This is a genomic window from Jatrophihabitans lederbergiae (assembly GCF_031845305.1).
Lineage (GTDB): Bacteria > Actinomycetota > Actinomycetes > Mycobacteriales > Jatrophihabitantaceae > Jatrophihabitans_A > Jatrophihabitans_A lederbergiae.
In genome coordinates, this window is the sequence record NZ_JAVREH010000051.1 from 1 (window position 1) to 24,596 (window position 24,596).

At 71.1% G+C, this 24,596-nt stretch carries 23 protein-coding genes and 1 pseudogene; 11 read left to right on the forward strand and 13 right to left on the reverse strand.

Translation table 11 applies throughout. The features are described from left to right. Positions 1-8: 8 nt before the first annotated feature. Positions 9-965, reverse strand: coding sequence for a TRM11 family SAM-dependent methyltransferase (locus tag RM423_RS20485; RefSeq protein ID WP_311424903.1), 957 nt, complete (start codon positions 963-965; stop codon positions 9-11). A gap of 493 nt (positions 966-1,458) precedes the next feature. Between RM423_RS20485 and RM423_RS20490 the strand changes: the two genes are divergently transcribed. The 9 genes from RM423_RS20490 to coaD all read left to right on the forward strand — a co-directional run bounded on the left by RM423_RS20490 (position 1,459) and on the right by coaD (position 13,179). Continuing rightward, on the forward strand, positions 1,459-2,331 hold the full coding sequence (locus RM423_RS20490; RefSeq protein ID WP_311424904.1) for a hypothetical protein: 873 nt from the start codon (positions 1,459-1,461) through the stop codon (positions 2,329-2,331). 86 nt (positions 2,332-2,417) lie between these two features. Then, positions 2,418-2,834, forward strand: coding sequence for a pilin (locus RM423_RS20495; protein WP_311424905.1), 417 nt, complete (start codon positions 2,418-2,420; stop codon positions 2,832-2,834). A 3-nt stretch (positions 2,835-2,837) separates the two neighbouring features. Next, the gene (locus RM423_RS20500; protein ID WP_311424906.1) at positions 2,838-4,442 is read left to right on the forward strand and encodes a hypothetical protein; all 1,605 of its coding nucleotides are present in this window, start codon (positions 2,838-2,840) and stop codon (positions 4,440-4,442) included. Further along, entirely contained in the window at positions 4,439-5,575 is a 1,137-nt protein-coding gene (locus RM423_RS20505) for a PrgI family protein (protein ID WP_311424907.1), read from the forward strand. The genes RM423_RS20500 and RM423_RS20505 overlap by 4 nt, the downstream gene beginning before the upstream one ends. A gap of 38 nt (positions 5,576-5,613) precedes the next feature. Continuing rightward, positions 5,614-7,434, forward strand: a complete 1,821-nt coding sequence (locus RM423_RS20510) for a VirB4 family type IV secretion system protein (protein WP_449555813.1) — start codon at positions 5,614-5,616, stop codon at positions 7,432-7,434. 164 nt (positions 7,435-7,598) lie between these two features. Further along, positions 7,599-9,962 (forward strand): type IV secretory system conjugative DNA transfer family protein, encoded by a 2,364-nt coding sequence (locus tag RM423_RS20515; RefSeq protein ID WP_396327812.1) that lies wholly within the window; start codon positions 7,599-7,601, stop codon positions 9,960-9,962. A gap of 30 nt (positions 9,963-9,992) precedes the next feature. Next, positions 9,993-11,168: a replication-relaxation family protein gene (locus RM423_RS20520; RefSeq protein ID WP_311424910.1), complete on the forward strand. Its 1,176-nt coding sequence runs from the start codon at positions 9,993-9,995 to the stop codon at positions 11,166-11,168. After that, positions 11,168-12,175 carry a C40 family peptidase gene (locus RM423_RS20525; protein WP_311424925.1) on the forward strand — a complete coding sequence of 336 codons (1,008 nt, stop codon included), beginning with the start codon at positions 11,168-11,170 and terminating at the stop codon, positions 12,173-12,175. Before RM423_RS20520 ends, RM423_RS20525 begins: the two co-directional genes overlap by 1 nt. A 593-nt stretch (positions 12,176-12,768) precedes the next feature. Then, the gene (coaD, locus tag RM423_RS20530) at positions 12,769-13,179 is read left to right on the forward strand and encodes a pantetheine-phosphate adenylyltransferase (RefSeq protein ID WP_311424911.1); all 411 of its coding nucleotides are present in this window, start codon (positions 12,769-12,771) and stop codon (positions 13,177-13,179) included. 139 nt (positions 13,180-13,318) lie between these two features. On the opposite strand, the gene RM423_RS20535 is transcribed toward coaD, so the two are convergent. From RM423_RS20535 to RM423_RS20545, 3 genes are all read right to left on the reverse strand, one after another. Beyond that, complete coding sequence (locus RM423_RS20535) at positions 13,319-13,612, reverse strand: HigA family addiction module antitoxin (protein WP_311424912.1); 294 nt, start codon at positions 13,610-13,612, stop codon at positions 13,319-13,321. A 32-nt stretch (positions 13,613-13,644) separates the two neighbouring features. Continuing rightward, entirely contained in the window at positions 13,645-13,926 is a 282-nt protein-coding gene (locus RM423_RS20540) for a type II toxin-antitoxin system RelE/ParE family toxin (protein WP_311424913.1), read from the reverse strand. A 73-nt stretch (positions 13,927-13,999) separates the two neighbouring features. After that, a complete protein-coding gene (locus tag RM423_RS20545) occupies positions 14,000-14,521 on the reverse strand; it encodes a MarR family transcriptional regulator (protein ID WP_311424926.1) in 522 nt (173 codons plus the stop codon). 982 nt (positions 14,522-15,503) lie between these two features. Between RM423_RS20545 and RM423_RS20550 the strand changes: the two genes are divergently transcribed. After that, positions 15,504-15,701, forward strand: coding sequence for a hypothetical protein (locus tag RM423_RS20550; protein WP_396327813.1), 198 nt, complete (start codon positions 15,504-15,506; stop codon positions 15,699-15,701). A gap of 24 nt (positions 15,702-15,725) precedes the next feature. Then, complete coding sequence (locus tag RM423_RS20555; RefSeq protein ID WP_311424915.1) at positions 15,726-16,109, forward strand: type II toxin-antitoxin system death-on-curing family toxin; 384 nt, start codon at positions 15,726-15,728, stop codon at positions 16,107-16,109. Between the two features lie 395 nt (positions 16,110-16,504). On the opposite strand, the gene RM423_RS20560 is transcribed toward RM423_RS20555, so the two are convergent. The 9 genes and pseudogenes from RM423_RS20560 to RM423_RS20600 form a co-directional block, all read right to left on the reverse strand. Beyond that, positions 16,505-19,252 carry a BTAD domain-containing putative transcriptional regulator gene (locus RM423_RS20560; protein ID WP_311424916.1) on the reverse strand — a complete coding sequence of 916 codons (2,748 nt, stop codon included), beginning with the start codon at positions 19,250-19,252 and terminating at the stop codon, positions 16,505-16,507. A gap of 90 nt (positions 19,253-19,342) precedes the next feature. Then, complete coding sequence (locus tag RM423_RS20565; RefSeq protein WP_311424917.1) at positions 19,343-19,756, reverse strand: hypothetical protein; 414 nt, start codon at positions 19,754-19,756, stop codon at positions 19,343-19,345. 53 nt (positions 19,757-19,809) lie between these two features. Continuing rightward, positions 19,810-20,301, reverse strand: coding sequence for a TadE/TadG family type IV pilus assembly protein (locus RM423_RS20570; RefSeq protein ID WP_311424918.1), 492 nt, complete (start codon positions 20,299-20,301; stop codon positions 19,810-19,812). Further along, the gene (locus RM423_RS20575; protein WP_311424919.1) at positions 20,298-20,678 is read right to left on the reverse strand and encodes a TadE/TadG family type IV pilus assembly protein; all 381 of its coding nucleotides are present in this window, start codon (positions 20,676-20,678) and stop codon (positions 20,298-20,300) included. The genes RM423_RS20570 and RM423_RS20575 overlap by 4 nt, the downstream gene beginning before the upstream one ends. A gap of 125 nt (positions 20,679-20,803) precedes the next feature. Continuing rightward, a complete protein-coding gene (locus RM423_RS20580; RefSeq protein WP_311424920.1) occupies positions 20,804-21,007 on the reverse strand; it encodes a hypothetical protein in 204 nt (67 codons plus the stop codon). A gap of 35 nt (positions 21,008-21,042) precedes the next feature. Then, positions 21,043-21,936 carry a type II secretion system F family protein gene (locus tag RM423_RS20585; protein WP_311424921.1) on the reverse strand — a complete coding sequence of 298 codons (894 nt, stop codon included), beginning with the start codon at positions 21,934-21,936 and terminating at the stop codon, positions 21,043-21,045. Then, a complete protein-coding gene (locus tag RM423_RS20590) occupies positions 21,933-22,826 on the reverse strand; it encodes a type II secretion system F family protein (RefSeq protein WP_311424922.1) in 894 nt (297 codons plus the stop codon). The genes RM423_RS20585 and RM423_RS20590 overlap by 4 nt, the downstream gene beginning before the upstream one ends. Beyond that, entirely contained in the window at positions 22,823-24,154 is a 1,332-nt protein-coding gene (locus RM423_RS20595; protein WP_311424923.1) for a CpaF family protein, read from the reverse strand. Before RM423_RS20595 ends, RM423_RS20590 begins: the two co-directional genes overlap by 4 nt. After that, a pseudogene (locus tag RM423_RS20600) lies at positions 24,151-24,596 on the reverse strand (hypothetical protein); the annotation flags it as partial. The gene RM423_RS20595 and the pseudogene RM423_RS20600, both read right to left, overlap by 4 nt.

The following is a 24,596-nucleotide window of genomic DNA, read 5'->3' on the forward strand; positions in this document are numbered from 1 at the left end:
TCCGAAGATCACGCCGCGATGCCCGTGTCATCGGCGCGAACCCAAGTGCCCGACGACGACAATGACCGTGGTGAACACTCGGGTTCCCCCTGAGAACCCTTCAGTTTTTCCGAACCCGAGCAGGTTGGCGGGTTGCGGAAGACGAGGAGGTCCTCGTGGGCAAGCAGGTGCCGAGGCAGGCCTCGGGTGCGGGCTTTGCGGACCTGGTCGAGCTGGAAGAACGATGCCCGCGGGATCAGGCTGTCGTCGCGGACCCCGGCCAGCAGGGCGATGTTGCGCTCGAACAGGGTCAGGTCCGTGCGGTCGGTAATGGCGGTGGTGAGCCGGCCGGGAAGGTCTACGAGCACCCCGCGGGACCAGTACGGCCGGACGGTCATGGCGACGATCCCGCCGGGTCGCAGCAGCGCGGTGCAGGCGGTGAGGATGTCGATCATGCCGGTGACGAGCTTGTCGAGGCCGACGTGGGCGAGGTTGTCGCGGTCTCGGCTGTAGCGGTAGTCGCGTTTCTCGATCCCGGCGCCGGGGCGCGGGGTGACCTGCCCGTGCAGCGACGCCCCGTACGGGGGCGAGGTGAGCACCAGCGTGACCCGACCGGCCAGGTCTGGGTCGAGCAGGGTGTCGAGCTGGCGGGCGTCGCCGCAGACGACGGTGCCGGAACTGGTCGCGCCCTGGCTTCTCGCGTGGTGCAGGTTGCGGCGGGCCAGCTGCGCCCAGGGTGCCTCGTATTCGACGCCGACCGCGTCCCGGCCGGCATGGATGGCTTCGACGAGGGTGGTGCCGATGCCGCACATCGGGTCGAGCACGAGGTCGCCGGGCTGGGTGTAGTCGGTGATGGCCTGGGCGGCGATCGAGGGCAGCATCTTGCCCGGGTGCGCGGTCGAGGCCGGGACGTAGCGGTCGCCGCGCTGGCCGCGGGCGGTGCGCTGGGCGGTGAGCCAGACAGACAGCGGGGGCTGCTCGGTCATCAGCACCGTCCCCAGACGGCGGTTTTCGAATGGTCGGTGAGTGGGTGCACGGGCGCGCCTTTCTACGGGACGGGTGGCCACCTTCCGGCCGGGCCGCAGTCGGGTGCGGACCGGTCCGGACGGGCTGGGGATCTCTTGCGGAGCTGAACTCCGCGTAACGGGTTCCGTTTGGACACGACGTCGTGAAAGGGCCTGCTAATGGGTAGCGGACGGCTGAACCGGCTTTTCAATACGACTACAAGACGACTACAGATCGACTACAAGCCGCCCGCACGCCCCGAATTCCAGGACCTGTGCGCGGGCCCGGCGGCTGGGGCGCCGATGCAAATCAGTTCCTGGAAGGGCGATTTCACCGGGGAGGTCCCGCCGCTGGCAGGCGGGCGACACCCCGGGGCTGTAGTCGATCTGTAGTCACGGCGTAGCTGGTCTGAAGTGGGTGACGTGGCGTCCTTGATCGCGTCCGAACCCGATCTAGACCGAGGAGCCGACTTCCATGACGAGCCACCACCCCAGCACCACCGCATCCACTGTTGGCAGTCCCATCCATCGGGCGCGGCACCGCCGCCCGGGGGGTGTCCCGAACTCGCTGGATATCGCCCGGACCAGCTTCGCCCTGCTGGTCACCGAGCCCGAGCCGCTGTCACTGGACGGCAGGAACTTCGACGGGCTTCCCGGCGAGGGGCTGCCGCTGTCCCTGGTGCGGGACCTGCTGCTCGCCGCGTCCTGTCCCCAGGCCACCCGCGACGCTGTCTGGGCCGAACTCGTCACCCGCTCACGCAGAGAAGGTGGCGCCTGGACGGTGGGCGCGGTCGGAGTCGCGCTGCCCGCGTTGACCTCGGTCGCGGCCCGGCTGACCGGTCGTTTCGCCGGGGACCCGGCCGACATCCACGCCGAGGTACTGACCGGGTTCCTCGCCGCGCTCGCCGAGGTCGACATCGAGCGGCCGCGGATCATGCTGCGGCTTCGCTGGGCCGCCTACCGAGCCGGGCACGCCGCGCTCACCGAGTCACTCGACGGGCCGGCACCGGCCGCGCCCGCGTTCGGGTCTCTGCCGCCGGTCCCGCCGTGGGGGCACCCCGATCTCGTGCTCGCCCGCGCGGTCGCCGACGGTGCGATCAGCCGCCTGGAAGCGGACGTCATCGGCTCGACCCGGCTGGAGGACATCGCGGTTGCGGACTGGGCCACCGCGCACGGGGCGTCGACGTGGGCGGTCTACAAGTTGCGCAAGCGCGCCGAGCAGCACCTGCTGACCTACCTGCTCGACACCGAACCCGGCCGCAGCATCTCGCCGGCCAGAAGCCGTAGCCGAGGCGCCGCGCCGGTCACCGCAATCAGCACGCGGCCGGCCGAACGGGAATCGGCGTGAACCCCGTGTCCAAGACGGGCACGGAATCGGGACTTCAGCTACGTCGGCAACTCCTGCCGGCCCGCCTGATGCCCGGAGGTCACCCGATGCACGAAACCCCCACCCGACGTGGTCACCGCGCCCGCCCGCTCTACCGGCGGGCGCCCGGGCTATTTCTCGTCGTACTGCTCGCCACCGCCGCCGTGACCGGGGTGGCGGTGCTCAGAGCGGCACCGGCCTCGGCCGACCCCATCCACGCCGCGACCGGGTCAGCACAGGTGGTCGCGCTTGCGGGGTCGATGGAGGACGTGCTGAACAACATCCGCAACTGGATCATGGGCATCCTCGCCCTGCTGGCGACCGTTTTCCTGACGATCGGCGGCCTGCGCTACGTACTGGCAGCCGGTGACCCGGGCGAGGTGGAGAAGGCCAAGACCGCGTTCAAGTCCGCCGGCATCGGCTACGCCCTGGCCGCGCTCGCACCGCTCGTGGTGACGGTGCTCCAAGGCATCGTCGGAACCTGACCCATGCCACCCCCCAGCATCTTCGCCGCGACGGGACACCCGTTGGCGGTCTCGATCCCGAACCCGTTCAGTGTCGGCTCCGACCAGCTGACGAAGACGGTGGTGAACGCCGTCACGAAGGCGATCAACGCCTTCTTCGGCGGCCTGGTCAACGACGCGCTCAACCCGCTGCTGACACTGCTCGGCAAGACCCTGCTCACCACCCCGGACCCGTCGGCGCTGCCGCGGGTCGGGCAGCTGTGGGAGAACAGCCGACAGATCGCGGTCGCGGTGTACGCGCTGATCATCCTGACCGCCGGCATCCTGGTCATGGCCTATGAGACGCTGCAGACCCGCCAGGGCATCAAGGAGATCGCGCCGCGGCTCGTGGTCGGGTTCATCACCGCCAACATGAGCCTGCTGCTGGCCGGCAAAGCCGTCAGCTTCGCCAACGCCCTCTCCACCGGGCTGCTCGGCCAGGGCGTGGACGCCACGTCCGCCGCCGGCACCCTCACGAGTCTGGTGCTGAACGCGGTCACCAACGGCGGCATCTTCCTGAGCTTCATCGGCATCGGCCTGGCGTGCGTCCTGCTCGCGCTGCTGGTCGGCTACGTCATCCGCGTCGCGCTCACCGTCATCCTGATCACCGGGGCACCGCTGGCGCTGATGTGCCACGCCCTGCCGCAGACCGAAGGCATCGCCCGCTGGTGGTGGCGCACGTTCGCCGGAGTCCTGGCCATCCAGATCGTCCAGTCGCTGACGCTGGTCGCCGCGATGAACGTGTTCCTGACCCCGGGCGGGTTCAGCTTCTTCGGCCCCACGGCCGACGGGCTGGTGAACGTGATCGTCACCTTCGCGCTGCTCTACATCCTGCACAAGATCCCGTTCTGGATCCTGCACTCGGTCCAAGTCGGCGGCGGCCGGTCGATGCTCGGCGGCGCCGTGAAGGGGCTCATCGCTTACAAGACCCTCGGTCTCATGGGACTGGGCGGCGGCGGTAGCGGGGCAGGTCGCCCCGGCGGTCGGCCTGGTCCGGCCGGCGGTGGACCGCGTCGAGGTCCCCGGCCGGGCGGTCCCGCGCCGTCGGGCAGCGGGCAGCCGCGCCGGCCGCGACCAGTGGGCCCGTCGAGTGGTGCCGCTCGAATGCGGTCCGCGCCGGGCAGTGCGGTGCGCAGCCAGGCAGCGCCCGGCGCGCTCGCCGCCAGCAATCCGGTGGCTCCGCGGATGCCCGCCTCCAACGACCGGGCGGCCAGCTCACCCGCCACACCGCTCGCACCGGCCGCCGTGCCGCCGGCGTCCCCGACCAGGTCCCGGGTTTCCGTCCCGGCGAGCCTCACCGAGGCGCCGCGTCGAGCGATCCCCGTTGCTCATCGGCCCACCGGGGCCGCACCGCCACGGCCGGCAGCATTGTCGCGGCCGGCGGTGCTGACCGGCCTCGGACCGACAGCACCTGCGCGGCCGACGGCCAGGCCCCGTGTAGCGAGCGCACCCGCCACCGGGACGGGCACCGACGCCAGGGTGCGGCCGTCGGTGGACCTGGCCGGCACAACCCGCCGCCGCCCGACACGCACCCCACCACCAGCGCCAAAAGCACAACCGCGCTCACGACGAGGAGATGACGCCCGATGACTATCCCTATGAGCTCGGCGGTCAGCGAGCCGGTGCGGATCCCCGCTGACGTGGAACGGGCGGACCGGGTGCTGGCCGGGTTGACCGCCCGGCAGTTGGCGATCCTGGCCGTGCCCGGCCTGGTCCTGTACGCGGTCTACGCCGCGACCCGCGGCGTGATCCCGGTCGCGGCGTTCCTGGTCGTCGCGGCACCGGTCGCCGTCGCTGCCGGTTTGTTGGCGCTGGGGTCCCGCGACGGGGTGAGCCTGGACCGGCTCGTGCTGGCCGCGCTGCGGCAGCGGATGACGCCGCGGGTCCAGGTCGCCGCACCCGACGGCGTCACCCCGGCACCGGAATGGGTCACCGCCCGCGCAACCCGACTCGACGACGCGATGAGCCAGGTACGGCCGAGCGCGCTGCAGTTCCCTGCCGAAGCGGTGACCGAGGCCGGGGTGATCGACCTCGGCCCGGACGGCATGGCAGTCGTCGCGGTGGCGTCGACGGTGAACTTCGGGCTGCGGACCCCCGGCGAGCAGGAGGCACTGGTCGCCTCGTTCGGCCGCTACCTGCACTCCCTCACCGCACCGGTGCAGATCCTGATCCGGGCCCAACGCCTGGACCTCTCGGCCCAGATCGCCGAACTGCGTCAGCACGCCGGCGGCCTGCCGCACCCAGCGCTGGAAGCCGCTGCCCGCGAGCACGCCGACTTCCTGGCCCAGCTCGCGCAGCAGAGCGACCTGCTGCGCCGGCAGGTGCTGCTCATCCTCCGCGAACCCCTCACCAGCACACCCACGAGCCGGGCAGCTCGGCTGTTCGGCGGTCGCGCTCGGCGGGTGGATGACCGTGCGGCTGGGCTGCGGCGGGCGGCCGAGACCCGGCTGGCGCGGCGGCTGGGCGAGGCGGTCACCCTGCTGTCTGCCGCGGGCATCGTCATCACGCCGCTGGATGCCAGCCAGGCCACCGCCGTCCTGGCCAGTGCCTGCAACCCCGACACCCTCATCCCGCCGACCGCCGGCCTGGCCGCCGCGGACGAGGTGATCACCACAGCGTCCGACTATGACTCGCTCGACGTCGATGACCAGCCGCTCGGGCCGCAGCCGCCCGTGGCGCCGGACATCGCTGGCGGCGAGGACGAGCTGTGGTGGGCCAAGTGACCCGCCGCACGCGACGTGGTCAGAAGGCAGGGTCGGGCATGGCGGGTGCGTTCACGCCCGACGCGCTGGAGGTCGCGGCCCGGCACGTCGTGGTCGGCGGCGAGCACGTGGCGTCCTTCGCCGTCGTCGGTTACCCGCGCGAGGTCTACCCGGGCTGGCTGCAGCCGCTGCTGTCCTATCCGGGACGGGTCGACGTGTCGCTGCATGCGGAGCCGATCGATCCGGTCACCGCGGCCGACCGGCTGAAGAAGCAGCTCGCGCGGTTGGAGTCCGGGCGCCGCAACGACGACCAGCACGGTCGGCTGCTGGACCCGCAGGTAGAGGCCGCGACCGAGGATGCCTATGACCTCGCCGCCCGGGTCGCCCGTGGCGAGGGCAAGCTCTACCGGACGGGGCTGTACCTGTCGGTGCACGCGCCCGACGCCGCCATTCTGGTCGACGAGGTCGCCGCCGTCCGGTCGCTGGCCGCCAGCCTGCTCTTGGATGCGAAGCCGGCGACCTACCGCAGTGTCCAGGGCTGGGTGACCTGCCTGCCGCTGGGGTTGGACCAGCTGCGGATGCGGCGCACCTTTGACACCTCCGCGTTGGCCGCGGCGTTCCCGTTCACGTCACCGGACTTGCCCGCGCCGGACCCGACATCTCTTGAGGCGCCGTCGGGGGTGCTGTACGGGTACAACCTCGGCTCGCAAGGGCTGGTGCACTGGGATCGGTTCGCACTCGGCGATCAGGTGCACAACCACAACTCGGTGATCCTCGGCCGCTCCGGCGCCGGCAAGTCCTACCTCGTCAAGTTGGAAGTACTGCGGTCGCTGTACCGGGGGGTCGAGGTCGCCGTCATCGACCCCGAAGACGAATACCGCCGGCTGTGCGAGGCGGTCGGCGGCGCCTACATCCACCTCGGCGCCAACGGTGCCCGGCTCAACCCCTTCGACCTCCCGCTGCATACGAGAGCGGACGGCCGGCGGACCGCACCGAAGGACGCCCTGCTGCGGCGGTCGCTGTTCCTGCACACCGTCCTGACCCTGCTGCTCGGCGGCGAGCCGTCGGCCGTCGAGCGGGCCGTGCTGGACCGGGCCATCACCGGCACCTACCAGCGGGCCGGAATCACCGCCGACCCACGCACCTGGGCTAGGCCCGCACCGATCCTCGCCGACCTCCGCGATGTCCTTGCTGGCTTGGACGATCCGCGCGCGGCGTCGCTGGCGGACCGGCTGCACCCCTACGTCGACGGCGCGTTCGCCGGCCTGTTCACCGGCCCCACGACGACCCGGCCGGAGTCGCACCTGGTGGTGTTCTCCCTGCGCGACCTTGCCGATGAGCTCAAACCGATCGGCACCCTGCTCACCCTCGACGCGATCTGGCGGCGGGTGGCCAACCCGGCCAACCGCCGGCCCCGCCTGGTCGTGGTGGACGAGGCGTGGCTGCTGATGGCCGAGAAGGCCGGCGCGGAGTTCCTGTTCCGGATGGCCAAGTCGGCCCGCAAGCACTGGGCCGGCCTCACCGTGGCCACCCAGGACAGCGGTGATCTGCTCGGCTCGGACCTCGGGCGGGCGGTGGTCGCCAACGCCGCCACCCAGATCCTGCTCCGCCAAGCCGCGCAGGCGATCGAGGAGATCGCGGCCACGTTCGGTCTCTCGGCCGGCGAACGGCAATTCCTGCTGTCCGCCGAGCGGGGTCAGGGGCTGCTGTCCTCGGGCACGCAGCGGGTCGCGTTCGAAGCTATCGCCTCCGACATCGAGCACCAACTCGTCACCACTGCACCCGGCGAGCTCGCGGCCTACGCGGCCGAATCACCCGACACAGGCGACGACATCTACATCGACCTCGACGACACCGACACCGGTGTGGCGGCGGCGTGAGCGGGCGGACGCCACTCGCATCGCTGATCACCGCCCACCCGCCGACGCCTTCGACTCCGGTCGCGCCGTCCGGGCCGCTGGTCACCTACCTGCGCGACCCAGGCGCGGCCGTCCGTCACCTGCTGGCCTGGCTGCAGGACTGGGCGCTCGGGCCAGGCGTCGTAATGGGTCCAGTCCTGCTGGTTGGGCTGGTCGCGGTGTGGGTGGCGCAGGTGTGGTGGCGGCGTCGCTGCCAGCGGCAACTGGCGGTGGACGCCCGGTTGATCAGCATCCTCGCCCCGCCGACGGTCGACCCGGCCGGCGCGCAGGCGCTGTGGGCGAACCTGGTCGGGCTGCTGCGCCCTGCCTGGCGGCGGCGGTTCACCGGGCAACCGCACGTGGCGTTCGAGTACGCCTTCACTCCCGATGGCGTGCAGCTGCGGCTGTGGGTGCCCGGCCTGGTGCCGCCGGGCATGGTCGAGCGTGCCATTGAGGCCGCCTGGCCCGGAGCCCACACCAGCACCCAAACAGCCACGCCACCAACATCCGCGCACAGCACCCACGACACTGGCGTTCAGGTCGAGGTCGGCGGGGAGCTGCGGTTGGCGCGCAGCGAGGCGCTGCCGATCCGCACCGGCTTCGACGCCGACCCGATCCGTGCCCTCCTCGGCGCCCCGGTCGGCCTCGATTCAGGCGAGCTGGTGATCGTGCAGGTCCTGGCCCGCCCGGTCACCGGCCGGCGCGTCACCCGAGCGCGCCGCGCGGCCCGGCAGCTGCACACCGGTCGCTCCCCCCGCCTGGCCGGACGCATCCTCGACCTGGCCACTCCACACCCGCCGTCCCGGCGAACCGGACCGGGCGGGCCGGTCGTGGACCGGGTGACGTCGCTGGAGCACACCGCCCAGGACCGCGCCGTGGTGGCCAAGACCCGCGGCGCGCTGTTCGAGACCCGCATCCGCTACGCCGTCACCACACCCGCCCCCATCGGGGTCACCCGGGCGGAGCTGGCCGAGGTCCGCGATCGGTTGCGCGGACGCGGGCACGCCATCGCCTCGGCCTTCGCCGCCTACGGCGAGCACAACCACTACCGCCGGCACCGCCTGCGCCACCCCGCCGAGACCCTCCGGTCCCGCCGGCTGGGCAAGGGTGATCTGCTCTCGATCCCCGAGCTTGCAGTGATCGCGCACATCCCGACCGATGAGGCCATCCCCGGCCTGCAGCACGCCGGTGCCCGCGCGGTCGCCCCACCGCCCGGCATCCCCGCACCCGGCCCGAGCGTGAAACCGCTCGGCGTCGCCGACACCGGAACCCGCCGCCGGGTCGGGCTTGCAGTCGCCGATGCCCGCCAGCACCTGCACCTGCTCGGCGCGACCGGCAGCGGGAAGTCCACGCTCATGGCACAACTGATCCTCGACGACGCCAACGCCGGCCGCGGGGTCGTCGTGGTCGATCCGAAAGGCGACCTGATCACCGACATCCTGGACCGGCTGCCCCTTGAGGCCACCAAGCGGGTGACGCTGTTCGACGCCGACTCGAAGACCACAGCCCCGTGCCTGAACCCCCTGGACGACGGGCTGCCAGACATCGCCATGGACAACCTGGTGTCGGTGTTCGCCCGGGTCTACTCCGCCTCCTGGGGACCACGGACCGATGACATCCTGCGCGCCGCCTGCCTCACCCTCCGCGCCCACTCCACAGCCAGTCACAGGACCGCGACGTTGGCGGATCTGCCGACACTCCTAGGTGATCCCGACTACCGGGCCGCCGCCACCGCCGCAGTCAAGGATCCGGTGCTGCGGGGATTCTGGTCCTGGTACGAGCAGCTGTCCGACGCCGGAAGGGCGCAGGCGATCGCACCGCTGATGAACAAGCTACGCGCGTTCCTGCTGCGCCCGTTCGTCAAACAAGCCATCGCCGGCGGCCCCTCCACCGTGCACATGAACCAGATCCTCGACCACGGCGGCCTGTGCCTGGTCCGGATCCCGAAGGGCTCGCTCGGAGAAGAGACCACCCGCCTCGTCGGGTCCCTGATCGTGGCGCGGGTGTGGCAGGCAGCGACCGCCCGCGCCCGCCTGCCACAACACGCCCGCGCCGACTGCGCCCTGTACATGGACGAGTGCCAGAACTTCCTCAACCTGCCCTACCCACTGGAAGACATGCTCGCCGAAGCCCGCGGCTTCCGGCTGTCCATGGTGCTGGCGCACCAGCACCTCGGCCAGCTCGGCCGCGACCTGCACGACGGCATCTCCGCCAACGCTAGATCGAAGATCTTCTTCAACGCCTCACCCGAGGACGCCCGGGAACTGGCCCGCCACACCGCACCCCGCCTGTCCGAGCACGACCTGGCCCACCTCGGCGCCTACCGGGCCGCCGCCCGCCTTCTCGTGGCTGGCGAGGAGACCGCCCCGTTCACCTTGAAGACCCAACCGCTGCCCGCCGCCGTGCCCGGCCGGCGCCGTGCGATCGAGCGCGCCGCCGCGGCCCGCGTCCAGCCACCGCCGACGCATCCCAGCCCCGCTGCCGTCACGGCAGATGAACGCCGCCCCTAACCGTCCTGTTCACGTCCTGGAGGACCCCCGATGAATTCGTATCCGGCGCCGCAACGCGACCTGCGTGGGCACCGCCCGCCCCGCGCGAGTGACCGTGCCGCGCTGACCGGCGAGCACCACGCCTACCTCGCCGCCCACCTCACCCCGCGCGACCGCTGGCTGGCCCGGGTACTGGCCGAGCACCGCGTCCTCACCGCCGCCCAGATCGCCCAGCTCGCGTTCGCCTCGACCCGGGGCGCGAACCGGCGGCTGCTGTCGCTGTACCGGTGGCGGGTCGTGGACCGCTTCCAGCCCTACCTCACCAGCGGCTCTGCGCCGATGCACTACGTGCTCGACACCGCCGGAGCCGCCGCGCTCGCGGCCGAGGACGGCATCGACACCAGCACCAAGGACCTCGGCTACCGCCACGACCGGGCCATCCGGATCGCGCACAGCCTGCGCCTGGCCCACACCGTCGGCGTGAACGGGTTCTTCGCCGACCTCGTCGCCGTCGCCCGCCACTCCCCCGAGGACCGTCCAGGAGGCGACGGCGTGGCAGGTGGGTCGCGGGCGGTGACCGCATGGTGGTCCGAGGCCCGCTGCGGCCGCCTGTTCGGCGAGCACGTCCGTCCCGACGCCTACGGCCGCTGGCGCGAACCCAGCGACGGCCGGACGAGCGAGGTGGAGTTCTTCCTCGAATACGACACCGGGACCGAGGCGCTGAGCCGGGTCGCCGGCAAGCTCACCGGCTACCAGCGCCTCGCCGCCGCCACAGGCATTCCCACCCCGGTCCTGTTCTGGATGCCCACCCCGACCCGAGAAGCCAACGCCCGGACCGCGCTCTCCGCCGTCCTGCGCGGGCTGGACCGTCCCGACCTGGTCCCCGTCGCGACCACCTCCGCCATCGCTCTGGGGGGTGACCGTGACGGCACCAGGTGCCCGTGGGCCGCGGCGGCGCCGGACAGCCCGGCCGGCGCGCGGTGGCTCCCACTCACCCCGAGCACCACGCCCGGTGCGCCGAATAGCGTCGCGCGGGTCCGGCTGGCCCAGCTCGCCCAGGTCTGGCCGCACGCCGCACCACCGGCCCCCGCCGGCCCCAGCGACACCACACCCGCGCACCGGCCAGGGACCGGCCTCACGCCGCCGGCACCGATGCCCCCAGCCACAGGAGGCTGGCCAACCCACACCGGTACAGCGGGCGCCGATGACCGGGCGGCTGACCGGTGATGCTCAAGGCCGCCGCGGGCGGCATCGGCGGGCTGCTGCTCACCGCCGCCCTGCTGGCCGCCTCCGCCGGAGCGGTCGCCTCCCAACTCCTCGGCGGCGGCAGCCCGGGCGCCAGTGCTCCGGGCCCGCTCGCGCTGAGCGGTATCCCGCCGGACTACCTGCTGCTCTACCAACAAGCCGCCCGGACCTGCCCCGGGCTGGACTGGACCGTCCTGGCCGGCATCGGCAAGATCGAGACCGACCACGGCCAGTCCGACCTGCCCGGCGTGCGCTCCGGCGCCAACGGCGCGGGTGCCGAAGGGCCGATGCAGTTCCTGCCCGCCACCTTCGCCGAATACTCGCTCCCGGTCCCGCCCGGTGGGCAGGACCCGCCATCGCCGTATGACCCGGTCGACGCGATCAACGCCGCAGCCCGGATGCTGTGCGCGAACGGCGCGGCCAACGGCCAGGATCTGCACGCGGCGATATTCGCCTACAACCACAGCGAGCATTACGTCGCCGCCGTCGTGGCCGCAGCCCGGGCCTACGCCGCAGCCATCAGCCCCAGCGGGCCGGTCGGTGGGGCGTGGACGCCGTCGATCGGGCAGGCGATCGCGGACCGGGCGCTGCGGTGGCTGGGCTGGCCCTACACCTTCGACGGCGGCACCGCGGCCGGCCCGACCTACGGCAGGGCCGTCGACTACGACTCCCGCAACGACGCCAGTGTTTACGGATTCGACTGCTCCGGACTCAGCCTCTATGCCCTTGCGCCGTGGCTGAACCTGGATCACGACGCCGCGACCCAATACAGCCAGGCCGGCTCCGTGCACCCCACCAACGCCGAGTTGCAGCCCGGCGACCTGGTGTTCTGGTCGAACGACGGCACCGTGACCGGGATCGGCCACGAGGCCATCTACCTCGGCCAAGGCCAGGTCGTCCAAGCCCCGCACAGCGGCGCGAAAATCGAGATCACCCCGCTGGGACAAGTGGAATCCGGCTATTACGGCGCCACTCGGCCACTCACATAGGACGCCATCGACGCCGCCTCCAAGCCAACGACCGGGAATGACATGCGAATCTCCGCCGACCAGCGAGCCACCAACGAGAACTGGATCCCGCGCCGCCATCGACCGGCTCCTGCGCGATGAGTTCCCACCCGGCGGTCGATGCGACGTCAGGACCCTCGCCGCGGAGGCCGGCGTCGACCGCACCGCGTGCTACGGCAGCCGCCCGCCCCTCTGCCCACCTGCGCGCCGAGTTCGAACGACGCCTGCAAGCCCTCCAGCGGAGCAACCCGACCCACGCGACGCCCAGATGGCCCGTCTCAACAACGAGATCACAGCGCTGATACAGCGCCTCGCCCAGTCCACCATCACGATCGACGAGCTCACCGGCTTCGGCACCCAAGCCCCCGGCCCAATTCGCGGCCCAACACGACGAGATCACCCGCCTGCGGGCCTCCGCTGACACAGTCGACCGAATCAGAAGGCTGCCGCAGAGGGCAGCCACCATCGACTCCTGCAGCTGACCAAGCATCGCCACATAAGACAGTGATCTCCGCCGCTCCCACAACGCCGCGATGCAACCCGCGCCCCACCGCCAATCGATAACATGGCAAGCCATGCGCGCCCTATTTCCCGGCTCCTTCGACCCGGCCACGCACGGACACCTCGACGTGGCGCGCCGGGCCGCGGGCATGTTCGACGAAGTCGTCATGTGTGTCCTGACCAACCCGACGAAGACCGGCCGGCTCCGCCTCGCCGAACGACTGGCCCTGCTGGCCGACCTGACCAGCGAACTGGCCAATGTCACGGTGGACTCCAGTGCCGGCCGGCTACTGGTCGACTACTGCCACGGGGCGGATATCGGCGTGATCGTGCGAGGCCTGCGCACCCTGGGCGACCTGGAGCACGAACTGCCGATGGCCCAGATGAACCGTCACCTCAGCGGCATCGAAACATTGTTCGTCCCGACCAATCCCGCGCAGGCGTACATCTCCTCAACCCTCATCGCGACGACGGCCCAGCGGTAACGCCCGTTCGAAGATCAGCTCGCCCGGTACGTAGCCCGAGTTCCTAGCTTTCACCATACTCGACAGTGAAGTCGATCACTTTCGGCCTTATCGACACAAGCGGCGCCCCCCCGTCGCGAACGCGCCAAGACAGTCACGCCTAGCGCAGCGGGGTGATCAGGTCGAGGTCGGGGCCGAGGTTGTCCTGTTCGACGTCGAGGTCGTAGCGGCTTTGCAGGTTCACCCAGAACTGGGCCGTGGTACCGAAGTAGCGGCCCAGGCGCAGCGCGGTGTCAGCGGTGAGGCGCCGCTTGCCGTGCACGATCTCATTGATGCGCCGCGGTGGCACTCCAATGTCGACGGCGACCCGGTGCTGGGTCGTGCCGAGCGGCACGATGAACTCCTCCAGCAGCACCTCGCCCGGCTGGATCGGCGGCATCATGTCGCTGTCCATAGCTGTCTCACCCCTCAGTGGTAATCGACGCCTCAGTGGTAGTCGACGATCTCGACGTGCTCCGGCCCGGCTGTGGTCCAGCGGAAGCAGATCCGCCACTGGTCGTTCACCCGGATGCTGTGCTCGCCTGTGCGGTTGCCTTTGGGCGCCTCCAGCTTGTTACCCGGTGGAACTCGCAGATCCTCCAGGACCTCGGCAGCGTCCAGCATGGCCAGCTTTCGCAGCGCGATCCGTTGCAGGTTGCGGTCCATCGCCTTGACGAACCGCCGTGACCAGACCCGCTCGGTCGTGGCGTCACCGAACGACCTGATCACCCCGCGAGCATAACGCGACGCGTTACGCCAAGCAACGGCCTCGCCTCCCTGACACCGCCGTCCGATGCCACGCTCACGCCGTCGCGGCGCGGCGGTAGCGGCGCGGCGTCTCGCTCGTCAGTTCGACTTCCCCGGTGGTCACGAGCTTGGTGAGAGCGTTGGCGACCGCGCCCTGGGACCGGTTCAGCGCGCGGGCCACGACGGTCGGGCCCACTTCGTCGTCGGGATGGCTGATCAGGTAGCCCACGACCATCGCGCCGAGTTCGCCCTTGCTCAGACGGCCGGTCGCGCTTCCACCGGCGGTCGTTGCCTTGCCCGGCGCGGCTGTCTTGGTGTGCGGGTCCGATGCGGGCATCCACCGGTCGGGCAGGCGCTGTGCCCTGTCGCGGCCGCCCGGCTGCCGCCGCGCCGCACCGGCGGCCTCAAGGGCGGCGAGGACCTTGCCGACCGTCGACCTGCCCAGGCCGGTCGCAGCTGCCAGCTCGGCCACCGTCGAGCCCGGCCTGATTGTGAGCGCCTGCGCGACGGTGTCGCTGGTGGAGACTTTGTCGATCTCGTCCGATCGGGTGGATCGACGGTTCGAGTTTTCGTGCATGGTCACAGCGCGCCTCCAATGCGGCGAGTGAGTAGTGGATTTGCCAGTTCGGAAATCCGGGTCCGGCTTCTTTCTGGCAGGTCAACGATAACTCTGCTTCGGAAGGTGTCCAAGACCTTTGTTCGGCGCAAATCGAGGCGCACGGCCCTACGTTTTTGCAATGCCACTACCGGCAAACGAATACTCGCACCCAAGCGGGCGGGACGGACTAGGGCGGGGGGAACACGAGCGATGGGCGGAGCCAGCCGGAGTAAAGGGAGCCGGCGCAGTCGGAAGGTGGTTGTGGCGAGCACGCCTTGCCGGGCCGATGGCCGGGTGGCCGAGAATTTGCTTTGTGCGCCTGCGGGGCTGACGAGTCTGGGATACAGGCAGGACCGCCGACCCGCTAGGTCGGGCATCCCCGGGCGCTACGGGGGTACCTTTCTAGCGGGATCAGGGAACGGACCACAGATCGGCCGTTGGACTGGACGACTCACCCGCCGACCGGAGTCGGTTTCGTCGAACGAATCTCTATGCAGTCTGAGTTCGCTGCGAAGCGATACAGAGACATGAATCGCTCCTATCACTATTCAGGACCAAGCGGAATTAAAGTTCTCACGCGATATCCGGGAACAGCTATCAAAGCAAAGTCGCTCTGATCGTCACGGCAATGAAATAACTAACAAATTTCCGCACGGTTAGCCGGCTCTACACCATGGAACTCCGCCTACCCCGATAATGCGCGAGCTTCATGTCATCGCTCCGAGACCACCGCCGGACAAGGCCGCTACAAGAAAGAAGAAGCCGGCCACGTCCAACCCGGGCACGCCCGCGTTGCCCGAGCCCGGGGTCGTAGCGGCAGCGCCGACCACCGCGATCACACGGCAAGGCGCCGAGAAGCCCGGCACCCGGGGCCAAGGCGCCAGCCGCCACGGCCTGCGCGCTGAGGCGAGGCTCGAGGCGCAGAGTTCGGTATCAACGGTGATACCGTGGTTCTATGGCAATGACATTGCGATTGACCGACGATGAGGCCTCCGCCCTGCGGCGGCGCTCGGAGTTAGAGGCGCGGTCGATGCAGGAGGTGGCTCGTGCGGCGATCCGCGAGTATGTGGAGAACCACAGCCGCGCCGAACTGCTCGACCAAGTGCTGGAGCAGGAGCTTCCCCGCTACGCCGAGGCGCTGGAACGCCTCGGTCACTAGCTCGCCGAGGATAGCGATCACGGCGTGATCTACCTGACCAGTGCCGAGTTGCTCCATGTCGCGGCCCGGGCACTCGCCGAGCCTGCCGCCGTGCGCGATATCGGCCTGCTAGAAGCGGCCGCAGGCCGACCGCAGGCAACAGCCTTCGGCCACGATGCCTACCCAAGCTTGGAGGACAAGGCCGCCGCCCTGGTCCACTCACTCGCGCGCAACCACGCCCTGGTGGACGGGAACAAACGGCTGGCCCTGGCCGGGCTAATCGCGTTCCTCGGCATCAACGGCCGCCGCCTCAACCTGACCAACGACGCCGCCTACGATCTGATCATCGCCATCGCCACCGGCGAACTCGACGACGTCTCACTCATCGCCGAACGGATCCGCCGCGGTACCGGCGAGCTGAGCCTGTGAGCCGAGTCGGGATAGCGACCGAGGACGGTCGCCCAACCTGATCAGGACGACGGATCGGCACGTGAAACGCAGCCAATCTGATGCGAGTCAACTCCGACCGGCCAGCGCGTTCGCCAAGGCAATCGCCGGAGCCCTCAGGCTCTGTAAGGCTCAGCGGCTCGGGTATGGACGCCATGAGCAGGACGCGTCTGGCAGCCGCGGACCAACACCGAAGAGCCCCCTTCTGCGCCTCGGCGGAGAAGCGCAGCGCACAGACCACGCAACGACAGGCGCTCGATTCCGCGGCCGTAACCATGGAGTCCACGCCGCCGATCGAACCTCCGGTCGAAACTGCTGATCGCCAGCAGGGTCCTGCCTCGCTGACCCTTTCACGCCGTAGACCCAGCCTTGCGGCGTCAGCGGGCCACTGGCGTGGCCGTCCCGCCTGGTTCCCGGGTGGCCGGTCGTCGCAACGCTGAGGCCAGCTCGACGGTCTCGCGGCTGGGCGACTCGTCGAGTTCGCCGAGGCGAGTCGCGAGCAGGGCCAGGGTGCGTTCGATGGCGTCGACCTGCCCGAGGCGGCGCTGGACCCGCATGATGTCGCGGTAGAGCTGCTCGTTGTAGGGGTCGCGCGCGCGGGCGGTCTCCAGCAGGTCCAGGGTCTGCTGCGGGTCGGTGGCGACGACGGCACGGGCGAGCCGGGAGGCGGCGTCGATGGCGTCGCGGCGGATCGCCTCCCGCGGTGTCTCGAGCCACTCGGCGCTCAGACCGTCGGCGAGCTCTCCCCGGTAGGTGGTGATCATGTGCCGCCATGCCTCGGCGCGGGCCGCGTCGGTGGCCGCGTCGCGGCGAGCGGTATCGGCGTCGGTGAAGTCGCGGTAGTCGACCCGGATCACGGCCGGATCGAGCCGCAACTGGTCGCCGACTGCCAGTACCACCTCGCTGACCTGGCCCCGGGTCGCTTTGCCGAGCCCGGTGCGCAGCCGGGACAGGCTGGTGGTGAGGTTGTTGTGCGGGCGCTCCGGTGGCGCGTCGGGCCACAGCGTGTCCGCGATCCGGTCGCGGCTGATGCCGTCCGGGTACAGCCCGAGGAGCACGAGCAGCTCCCGCAGCCGCGGGCTCAACGCACCGATGGTCTCGACCTTCGCGCTCGCCCCGCTGTGCTGCTCCGGAGCTGTGGTCCACATCAAGCTCACTGGGCCGAGGATCCGCAGATCCAGCGGCGGCGCTGCTTGGAGATTCGCCGCCTTGAGCGCGTGGCCGACTTGCGTGTCAGGAATCGGTGCGACCGGTTGCCTCTTGCTCGATACGGGCGACACCGGGTCGAGTTCGGTGGCGATGGCGGCGTCCTGGTCGACCCTGGTCGGGTCCGCGTAGCGATCGGCAGCGTCTGGTGGCTGCCTCTGCGGGTTCTGTTCGCCCTCACTGAAGACGTTGAGCAAAGTGACTGCCTGCGAGGCGGGCAGCGTGAACAGCCGCGTACCGTTCAGGGCGGCGGCCGCGCCGTAGCCGGCTGAAACCAGGCCGTCCGGGCCGACGTAGACGCTGGTCCCGGAGCGCCACTGCCCGAGCAGGATCGCACGGATGTTGTGTGTCGCGCCGTTGTCCAGGACCGCCTGCAGCCTCGCGGTGTCCGCGCCAGGACGCGCGATGAGCACGATCGGGCGGCGATCCCCGCCCGACTGCCGGACGCGGTGCAGGGTCGCGGCCTCGAGCTGGTCCAGTGCGGTGTCCAGGGTGTCGACGACGTGCAGCCGTCGCGGCATCGGCCCGTCCGGATGCTGGCCGAGGAGGGTGGCGAGCTCAGCCGCGGGCACCAGCACGTCCACCGCCCGGTCGCCGGACGCGCCGAGCAGATCGAGCAGCGCAGCGCGCGCCACGTTGTCCGCTCCCCCACCGACCAGACCGACCCCGTGCCCGGCGAGGTCGACGAGCGAGTCAGTGCTCACCGAGCCGGCGGCGCCGTCTGTTCCTGCGCTGGGCGGATGGGGGTCGCCCGCGTCGTGATCACTGGTATCGCTGGCAGATTCACCTTCCACTTCGAGGGTTGAGGAGTCTGCTTCATCGCCGGGCGGCGCCGTGGCGCGCAGGTGCGCCAGATGCAGGCTGCGCACCACCGGGGCAACCGGCAGGTCGTCGCGGCGGCCGCTGCCCGGGGTGTACCAGCGGCGGCGGCGACGCCGGGCGATGACCAGGCTGGAGCTGATCGCCGCCGCCAGAGCAAGGCTGACGTACCCGCCGTCGCCGAGGTCTACCCCGCTGTGCCGCGAACGGTCACCGCTGGGGTCTCCGGGCGCGGGCGATGTTGTCGGATGCGGCGACGCGCTCGGCGTCGACAGCGTGGTCGTGGGCGCCGGGGCCGGTCGCGTTGTGCCACCCGTAGCGGGTGGGGACGTTGGTACGCGCGGCGAGGTCCGCGGCGGTGTCGGTCCACCGGCCGGCGACGCTGACGGTTGGTGCGTCACAGTCTGGGGCAGCTCGAGTACCCATCCAGGTCGGATCAGGCTGGGCACTGTCAACGCGCCGCCGTCGGACTGCGGATGGCGCTGGTTGAGCTGGTAGATCTCTGGCCAGCGGGCGCCGCTGCCGAGGTAGCGGGCGGCGATGCGCCATAGGCTGTCGTGGATGCCGTCGTGCGGGGGCTGGACGACGGCGGTATGCGCGCCGGCCGGGACGTCCGGCGCGACGGCTGGCGAAGCAAATCGGGGATCCAGTTGGACTACGGCCGTCACGATGCTGGGCCGCGCATCCCTTAGCGGTGCCGCGCTGCGGGCGGTCAGCGCCGGGTGCGGGCGCAGGCTGAGCAGTCCGGCCACGATCGCGCCCAGCAGCAGGGTTGCCAGCCCGCGAAGTGGCCCCGAGCGTCGATCCGCCTCGGCGAACCCGGCCGGTGCTGTGGCGCGCCTGGTGCTGTGGTGGGTGTTGCGGAGTGTGTCGGGGATGGCGCGGGCGATGTCGGTGAGGAAGACGGCCCAGAGGATCCAGCACAGGCAGGCCAGGGTGTTGAGCAGGAGGCGGTCGGTGAACGGCCCGGTCAGGGCGTCTTTGACTTGGGTGGTCGTGGGCAGGTGGTGGGGTAGTGGCCAGCCGAGCCAGTGCCACAGCCCGTAGGGCACGCCCGCGACCAGTGCGGCCAGCAGCCCGGCCGCGGCCAAGCCGGTCAATACGCGTCCCAGGCGCACCAAGACCCGCACGGCGGCGGGCGGTCGCGTGCGTGGTGGCGGGAGCGGGTGACGGTTCATGGGCTGGTCCGGTCAGGGGTTGTCGGGGCCGGTGATGCCGCGTTGCGGCACCGCGCTGCCGGTCGCGTGGACCGCGATGGTGTCGACGCCGGCGAGTTGCCACAGCTGGGTGCGGTAGCCGGTGGTGATGGTGACGGTCACCCGAGTCGTGGTGGCGGTGACGGTCCCGGCCAGGTGTTGGGCGGTGAGGAACCGTTGCGCGGCCTGCTCGGCGGCAGCCGGGTGGAGCTCCAACATGCCGGTGGCGCGGTAAGTAAGGAGGTCGAGTTGTTGGGCGCCGGCGCGGGCGGCTTCCTCGGCCTGCCCGATCGCCTTGATCTTTGCTGCGTAGGCCTCGCCGGGGTCCAGGCCGAGGCCGACGACGGCGAACAGGCCGATCATGGTGGCGAGCAGGAACGCGCTCACCATCCCCTCATCTGCGCCCACGCGCTGCCGCAGCATCTCCCGCCGGGCGCGGGATCGCCGTCCTGGTCGGCGCGTCATGGAGTGACCGCCCGGTAGGTGTCGATCGGCGACGACGAGGTCGCGGTGAGGGTGCGCTGGTCACCGGTGGCGAGCAGCGCCGCAGCGGAGGACAGGTGGACCCGGCAGGACACGGTGACGGTGACGACCCCGCCGGGTTGGAAGTCGCTGGTGTCGACCGCGACGGCCGGGTCGGCGCAGTCGACGCCGGCGTGGCTGAGGCTGGCAGTGGCGACCTGTTGGGCGGCGAGGGTGGCGGCGGCCGGGGTGCGGGTGAGGCTGGCCGCGCGGGCGGCCTGGTGCGCGGCGTCATCCAGGCGTAGCCGGGCGTCGACGCCGCGCGCGACCAGCACACCAACGAACAGCAGGACCGCGACCAGGACGGGTATCGCGATCGCTACCTCGGCGGCGACCGAGCCCTCGTCACCGCGCACCACCGGAACGGTTCGTCGCGCGCCGACACGTCCGTGTGCGCCGGCTGGGTGGCGAGGTCGATCAGGCGAGGTCATGGCGTGTCTGCACGGAACTCTTCGATGGGTCCGGCTGCCTGGGCGTGCACGTGCAGGGTGGGGCCGGGGACGAGGTTCTCGGCGGTGCCGGTGATGGTGACGGTGACGGTGGTGGCGTCGCGGGTGACGCTCACCCGCGGGTGGGTGAGGGGTCCGGTGGCCAGCTGCGCCAGCACGGCCTGTGCCTCGGCCTGTCCGTCGGTGTTGGTGCCGTCCAGGGTGCGGGCGGTGTCCAGGGCCTGCTCGGCGGCGCCTTGGGCGATGTGTTCGGCGTAGGCGGCGAGCGCGAACTGCACGATGAGCAGCACCAGCATGACCAGCAGCGGGATAGCGATCACGACCTGCGCCGCCACTGAGCCGCGGTCACGGCCCGCCACCGATGACCACCCGTGGAGTCGCGGCAGCCGGCATCGCCGCCCGCGTCGATGCGCGGACGGGGGGTGCTGGTCGAGTGCGGTCGGGGCAGCCAAGGCCAGGTTCCTTTGTAGTCTCGCGGCGCTGCTCATAGGCTGATGCCGTTGGCTTTGTTGAGGACCTTGTTGTAGATGATGTCGCCGATGACCGCGAGAGCGAGAGCGACCAGGAGCGCGGTGACCACGACGGTCTCGGTGGAGTACCCGGCGTCGGGGTTGTCGCGGATCTCGGTGCGGAGTTGGGTGATGTTGGCGCGGATGTGGGTCAAGAGCACTGCGAGCAGGGCAAGCATAGGTTTCTCCTTCGGTGCGACCGGGCGGCCGGGTTTTAGAGGCCGGTGAGGATCTGGTGGAGGGCTGGGTAGCCGAGGAAAATAAGGAAGCCGAGGAACAGCAGCCCCCAGGGCAGGCCGAGGCGTTCGGTGGCGGCTCGGGCTTGGGCGTCGGTGTCGGTGAGCAGGTGGGTGCGCAGCGATTTCGCCCGTGCTGCGAGGGAGGCGCGGGTACGGGCGCCTTCGGTGCCGGCCAGGGACAGCGAGGCTGCGAGTTCGGTGAGGTCGCGGCTGCCGATCTCGGCCCCGAGGCGGGCGAGGGCGGTGGCGGGTGGGACGCGGGTGAGCCGGGCGAGGTCGAGGGCGTGGCGTAGTTGGGTGAAGGCCCAGCCGTGTCCGACGGTGGCGGCGTCGGTCAGGGCGCCGTCGGCTCCGGCGCCCCCGGCGAGGGAGACGACGACGAGGTCGAGGTAGGCGGACAGGGCGTGGCGGAAGTCGGCGCGCCGCCGCCTCGCGTCGGCCCGCACGCGCAGGTCGGGGGCGAGGAATCCGAGGGCGGCGCAGCCGAACACCAGCAGCACCGGCAGCACCGGGTCCAGCGAAGCGCCCACCAGCGCCAACAGCAGGACGAAGACGGGTGGGGCGAGCAGGCCGAGGATGGTGAGGCTGGCTTTCTCAGCTAGGTGCGTGTCGACGTCGCGTCCCATCACCGCCAAGTCGCGCCTCACGCCGGTGCCGGGCAGGCCGAGTGCCTTCAACGCGGGGGTGAGGCGGCGGCCTGCGGAGGCGGCCCACCCGCCCCGGTCCGGGGGGAGGATCGGGGGCGGTTCGGGCGGGCGCCGCAGCCGGGCCAACACGGCGCCCAGGGGTGGTCGGGGTGGGGCGGCCCAGACGAGGAGCGCCCACAGCCCGAGCCCGCACCCGGCACCCAGCAGCATGGCGGTGATCACGACCGGCGCGTCCCCTCAGGCATGACGTCGTTCCGGGCCTCGTCACCGGTCGGGTTGGCGTGGAGGAATCGGGTGGGTTCGCTGATGCGGGCGATCCGCGCGGTCAGGGCGAACCCTGCCGCGAACAGGGCGCCGGCGGCGAGCAGGACGAGTTGGCCGGCGGGAGTGTCGTAGGCGGACAGGTAGCGGCGGTCCAGCAGGAGCAGTCCGAGGGCGAAGGCGATTGTGACGCCGACGGTGATGCGGACCTCGGAGCGGGCCTGGGCGCGGCCGGCGGCGATGCTCATCCGCAACGCGGCGTGCTCGCGGGCAGCGGCGGCGAGGGAGCCGAGTAGCTCGGCGAGGTCGCGGGCGCGCTGCTCGGCCGCGAGCACCAATGCCGAGAGGACGAGGTCGGCGGTCGGGTCGGCCAGCTCCTCGCCCAGCCGTCGCAGGACAGGCACGAGTCGCTGCCCCGCCCGTAACCGTGCGGCGGCTGCGGTGGCCGGGTCACGGATCGCGTCCGGCGTGAGGGGGGCGGTGACGAGGATCGCCTGCTCCAGCCCCGCGGCTGCGGACAGGGTGTCGCGCAGCATCTCAGCCCACGAGGCGATGGCCTCGAAGCGGGTGATGCGCGCGGTGTTCTCCCGGTCGGGGCCCAGGACCCGCGGCAGCGCCCAGACCCCGACCGCGCCTAGGACCGCGCCGACCACCCATCCGGTGACCGCGCCGGTCAGCACACCCGCACCGACCGAGACCAGCAGCCGCAGCAGGAACCTCCGATCGGCGAGGTGAATCCTGCTACGGGACGGTGGTCGATCCGGGCGGGCGGGTGTGCCGCGCAAGCCGCGGAGGATCAGCGACAACCCGAGGCCTGTTCCGACACCCAGCAGCGCCGCGAGTTCGCTCATCGGGGCCACCGGTGGGTGGCTGTGTTGCTGAGCAGGTCGGGGTCGAGCCCGGCTGCGATCAGTTCCTCGGTGGTCTCGGTCCGCAGTGGTGCGGCGGGCACGGCGCGGCGGTCCGGTCCGGGCTGGTAGACCTCGTTGGACACGATCTGGCGGTCATCGGCGTCGATGACTTCGCGGATGGAGGACACCACTCGCACTCCGTCGGGGGTGGGGGCGAGGTGGATGACGAAGTGGACGGCGGAGGCGATGAGCAGGTTCGTCGCTTGCAGGGGGAGCCGTTCGGGGCCTTGGGCGGCGTAGGCGGCGAGCCGGGTGAAGGCGATGCGGCTGGAGGAGGCGTGCAGGGTGGCCATCGACCCGTCGTTGCCTTGGGACATGGCGTTGCACATGGGCACTACTTCCGGGCCGCGGATCTCGCCGACCATCACCCGGTCCGGTGACATGCGCAACGCCCACCGCACGAGTTCGGCTTGGGAGATGGCGCCTTCGCCTTCGATGTTGGCGTCCCGTGCTTGCAGCGCGACCACGTCGGGGTGGCGGGCGGGATCGGTGTCCAGGCCGAGCTCGAAGGCGTCCTCGATGGTCACCAGCCGTTCGGAGGGGTCGATCGCCGAGGCGAGAGCACGGAGGAGGGTGGTCTTGCCGATGCCGGTGCCGCCGGTGATGAGCAGGTTCTTGCGTGCCCGGACCAGCGCGGTCAAGAACTCGGTGAGGTGCTCATCGATCGTGGCGAGGCGGCGCAGGTCGGGCAGGGTGACGGTGCGGTAGCGGTGGCGACGGATCGCGATCGCCGGCCGCCCACCGCTCGTGACGGCCGAGACCGCGAACAAGCGGGACCCGTCGGGTAGTTGCAGGTTGACCGCCGGTGACCCGCGGTCGAAACGCCGCTCCTCCGACCCGGTCCGCGCGGCCAATGTGCGGACGAGCTGCTCGACCTCCGCGTCATTGGTTGCGATGGGCGGGAGTTGGGCGCGGGTGCCGTCGGCGTAGCGGACGAACACCCGGTCACAGCCGTTGACGTTGATGTTCTCGATCGATTGGTCGTCCAGCAGTGGTTGCAGCCCGGCCATGCCGAACGTCTCGTCCAGCACCTCGGTCAGCACCCGCCGCTCGGCGGACTGATCGAGTAGCGGCTGGTTGGCCATCAGCTCGGCCTCGGTGTGGGCGCGGGCGATCTCGGCAGCGAGCCGCTGCCCGAGTTGCCGCCGCTGATCCGGTGCTGACGCGGCGATGACGGTGTGGGCGGCGAGCCGGGCGGGCAGCTCGGTGCGCAGCCAGGCCCGCAGCCGCTCCGCCCCGGCCGTCTGGCTGGAGGTGGTGGCGGTCATGTCAGCCGCCCGTTCAGCAGCTGCGATGCCACGGCGGTCAGCGCCGGCTCCGCAGCGCCAGGCGAGCTTGGCTCGCCAGGGACGGGGATGTCGACGTCGGCGGCGGTGCCCGGTGCTGGTCGGTACAGCAGCTGGCGTGAGGTGGCGAGCACGGTGGCGACCTGCCCAGCGGTCCGGCTCAGCGTGGCGCGGGTGAACAGCCGCCTACGTGGCGGGTTGCGGCCGTTGAGGGTCGCCGCCTCGACAGGGTCGGTCGGGATGCGGGCCATCACCGACACCCCGAGCTCGCGGGCTACCTCGGCGTCGGGATAGCCGCCGCCGACGAGCAGCAACCCAGCCCGCCCGCTCCAGCCGCTGACCTCATCGATGCGGGCGGCGAGGTGGGCGAGGTCGCTGGCGGTGGCGTGGCTGAGCAGCAGCAGCTGGTCGGCCGCCCGGACCA

What these genes read in the sequence shown, in the direction of transcription:
- RM423_RS20485 (WP_311424903.1), bottom strand. Translation starts at nt 965, where the DNA reads ATGACCGAGCAGCCCCCGCTGTCTGTCTGGCTCACCGCCCAGCGCACC.
- RM423_RS20490 (WP_311424904.1), top strand. Translation starts at nt 1,459, where the DNA reads ATGACGAGCCACCACCCCAGCACCACCGCATCCACTGTTGGCAGTCCC.
- RM423_RS20495 (WP_311424905.1), top strand. Translation starts at nt 2,418, where the DNA reads ATGCACGAAACCCCCACCCGACGTGGTCACCGCGCCCGCCCGCTCTAC.
- RM423_RS20500 (WP_311424906.1), top strand. Translation starts at nt 2,838, where the DNA reads ATGCCACCCCCCAGCATCTTCGCCGCGACGGGACACCCGTTGGCGGTC.
- RM423_RS20505 (WP_311424907.1), top strand. Translation starts at nt 4,439, where the DNA reads ATGACTATCCCTATGAGCTCGGCGGTCAGCGAGCCGGTGCGGATCCCC.
- RM423_RS20510 (WP_449555813.1), top strand. Translation starts at nt 5,614, where the DNA reads ATGGCGGGTGCGTTCACGCCCGACGCGCTGGAGGTCGCGGCCCGGCAC.
- RM423_RS20515 (WP_396327812.1), top strand. Translation starts at nt 7,599, where the DNA reads ATGGGTCCAGTCCTGCTGGTTGGGCTGGTCGCGGTGTGGGTGGCGCAG.
- RM423_RS20520 (WP_311424910.1), top strand. Translation starts at nt 9,993, where the DNA reads ATGAATTCGTATCCGGCGCCGCAACGCGACCTGCGTGGGCACCGCCCG.
- RM423_RS20525 (WP_311424925.1), top strand. Translation starts at nt 11,168, where the DNA reads ATGCTCAAGGCCGCCGCGGGCGGCATCGGCGGGCTGCTGCTCACCGCC.
- coaD (WP_311424911.1), top strand. Translation starts at nt 12,769, where the DNA reads ATGCGCGCCCTATTTCCCGGCTCCTTCGACCCGGCCACGCACGGACAC.
- RM423_RS20535 (WP_311424912.1), bottom strand. Translation starts at nt 13,612, where the DNA reads ATGGACAGCGACATGATGCCGCCGATCCAGCCGGGCGAGGTGCTGCTG.
- RM423_RS20545 (WP_311424926.1), bottom strand. Translation starts at nt 14,521, where the DNA reads ATGCACGAAAACTCGAACCGTCGATCCACCCGATCGGACGAGATCGAC.
- RM423_RS20550 (WP_396327813.1), top strand. Translation starts at nt 15,504, where the DNA reads ATGACATTGCGATTGACCGACGATGAGGCCTCCGCCCTGCGGCGGCGC.
- RM423_RS20570 (WP_311424918.1), bottom strand. Translation starts at nt 20,301, where the DNA reads ATGACCTCGCCTGATCGACCTCGCCACCCAGCCGGCGCACACGGACGT.
- RM423_RS20580 (WP_311424920.1), bottom strand. Translation starts at nt 21,007, where the DNA reads ATGCTTGCCCTGCTCGCAGTGCTCTTGACCCACATCCGCGCCAACATC.
- RM423_RS20590 (WP_311424922.1), bottom strand. Translation starts at nt 22,826, where the DNA reads ATGAGCGAACTCGCGGCGCTGCTGGGTGTCGGAACAGGCCTCGGGTTG.
- RM423_RS20595 (WP_311424923.1), bottom strand. Translation starts at nt 24,154, where the DNA reads ATGACCGCCACCACCTCCAGCCAGACGGCCGGGGCGGAGCGGCTGCGG.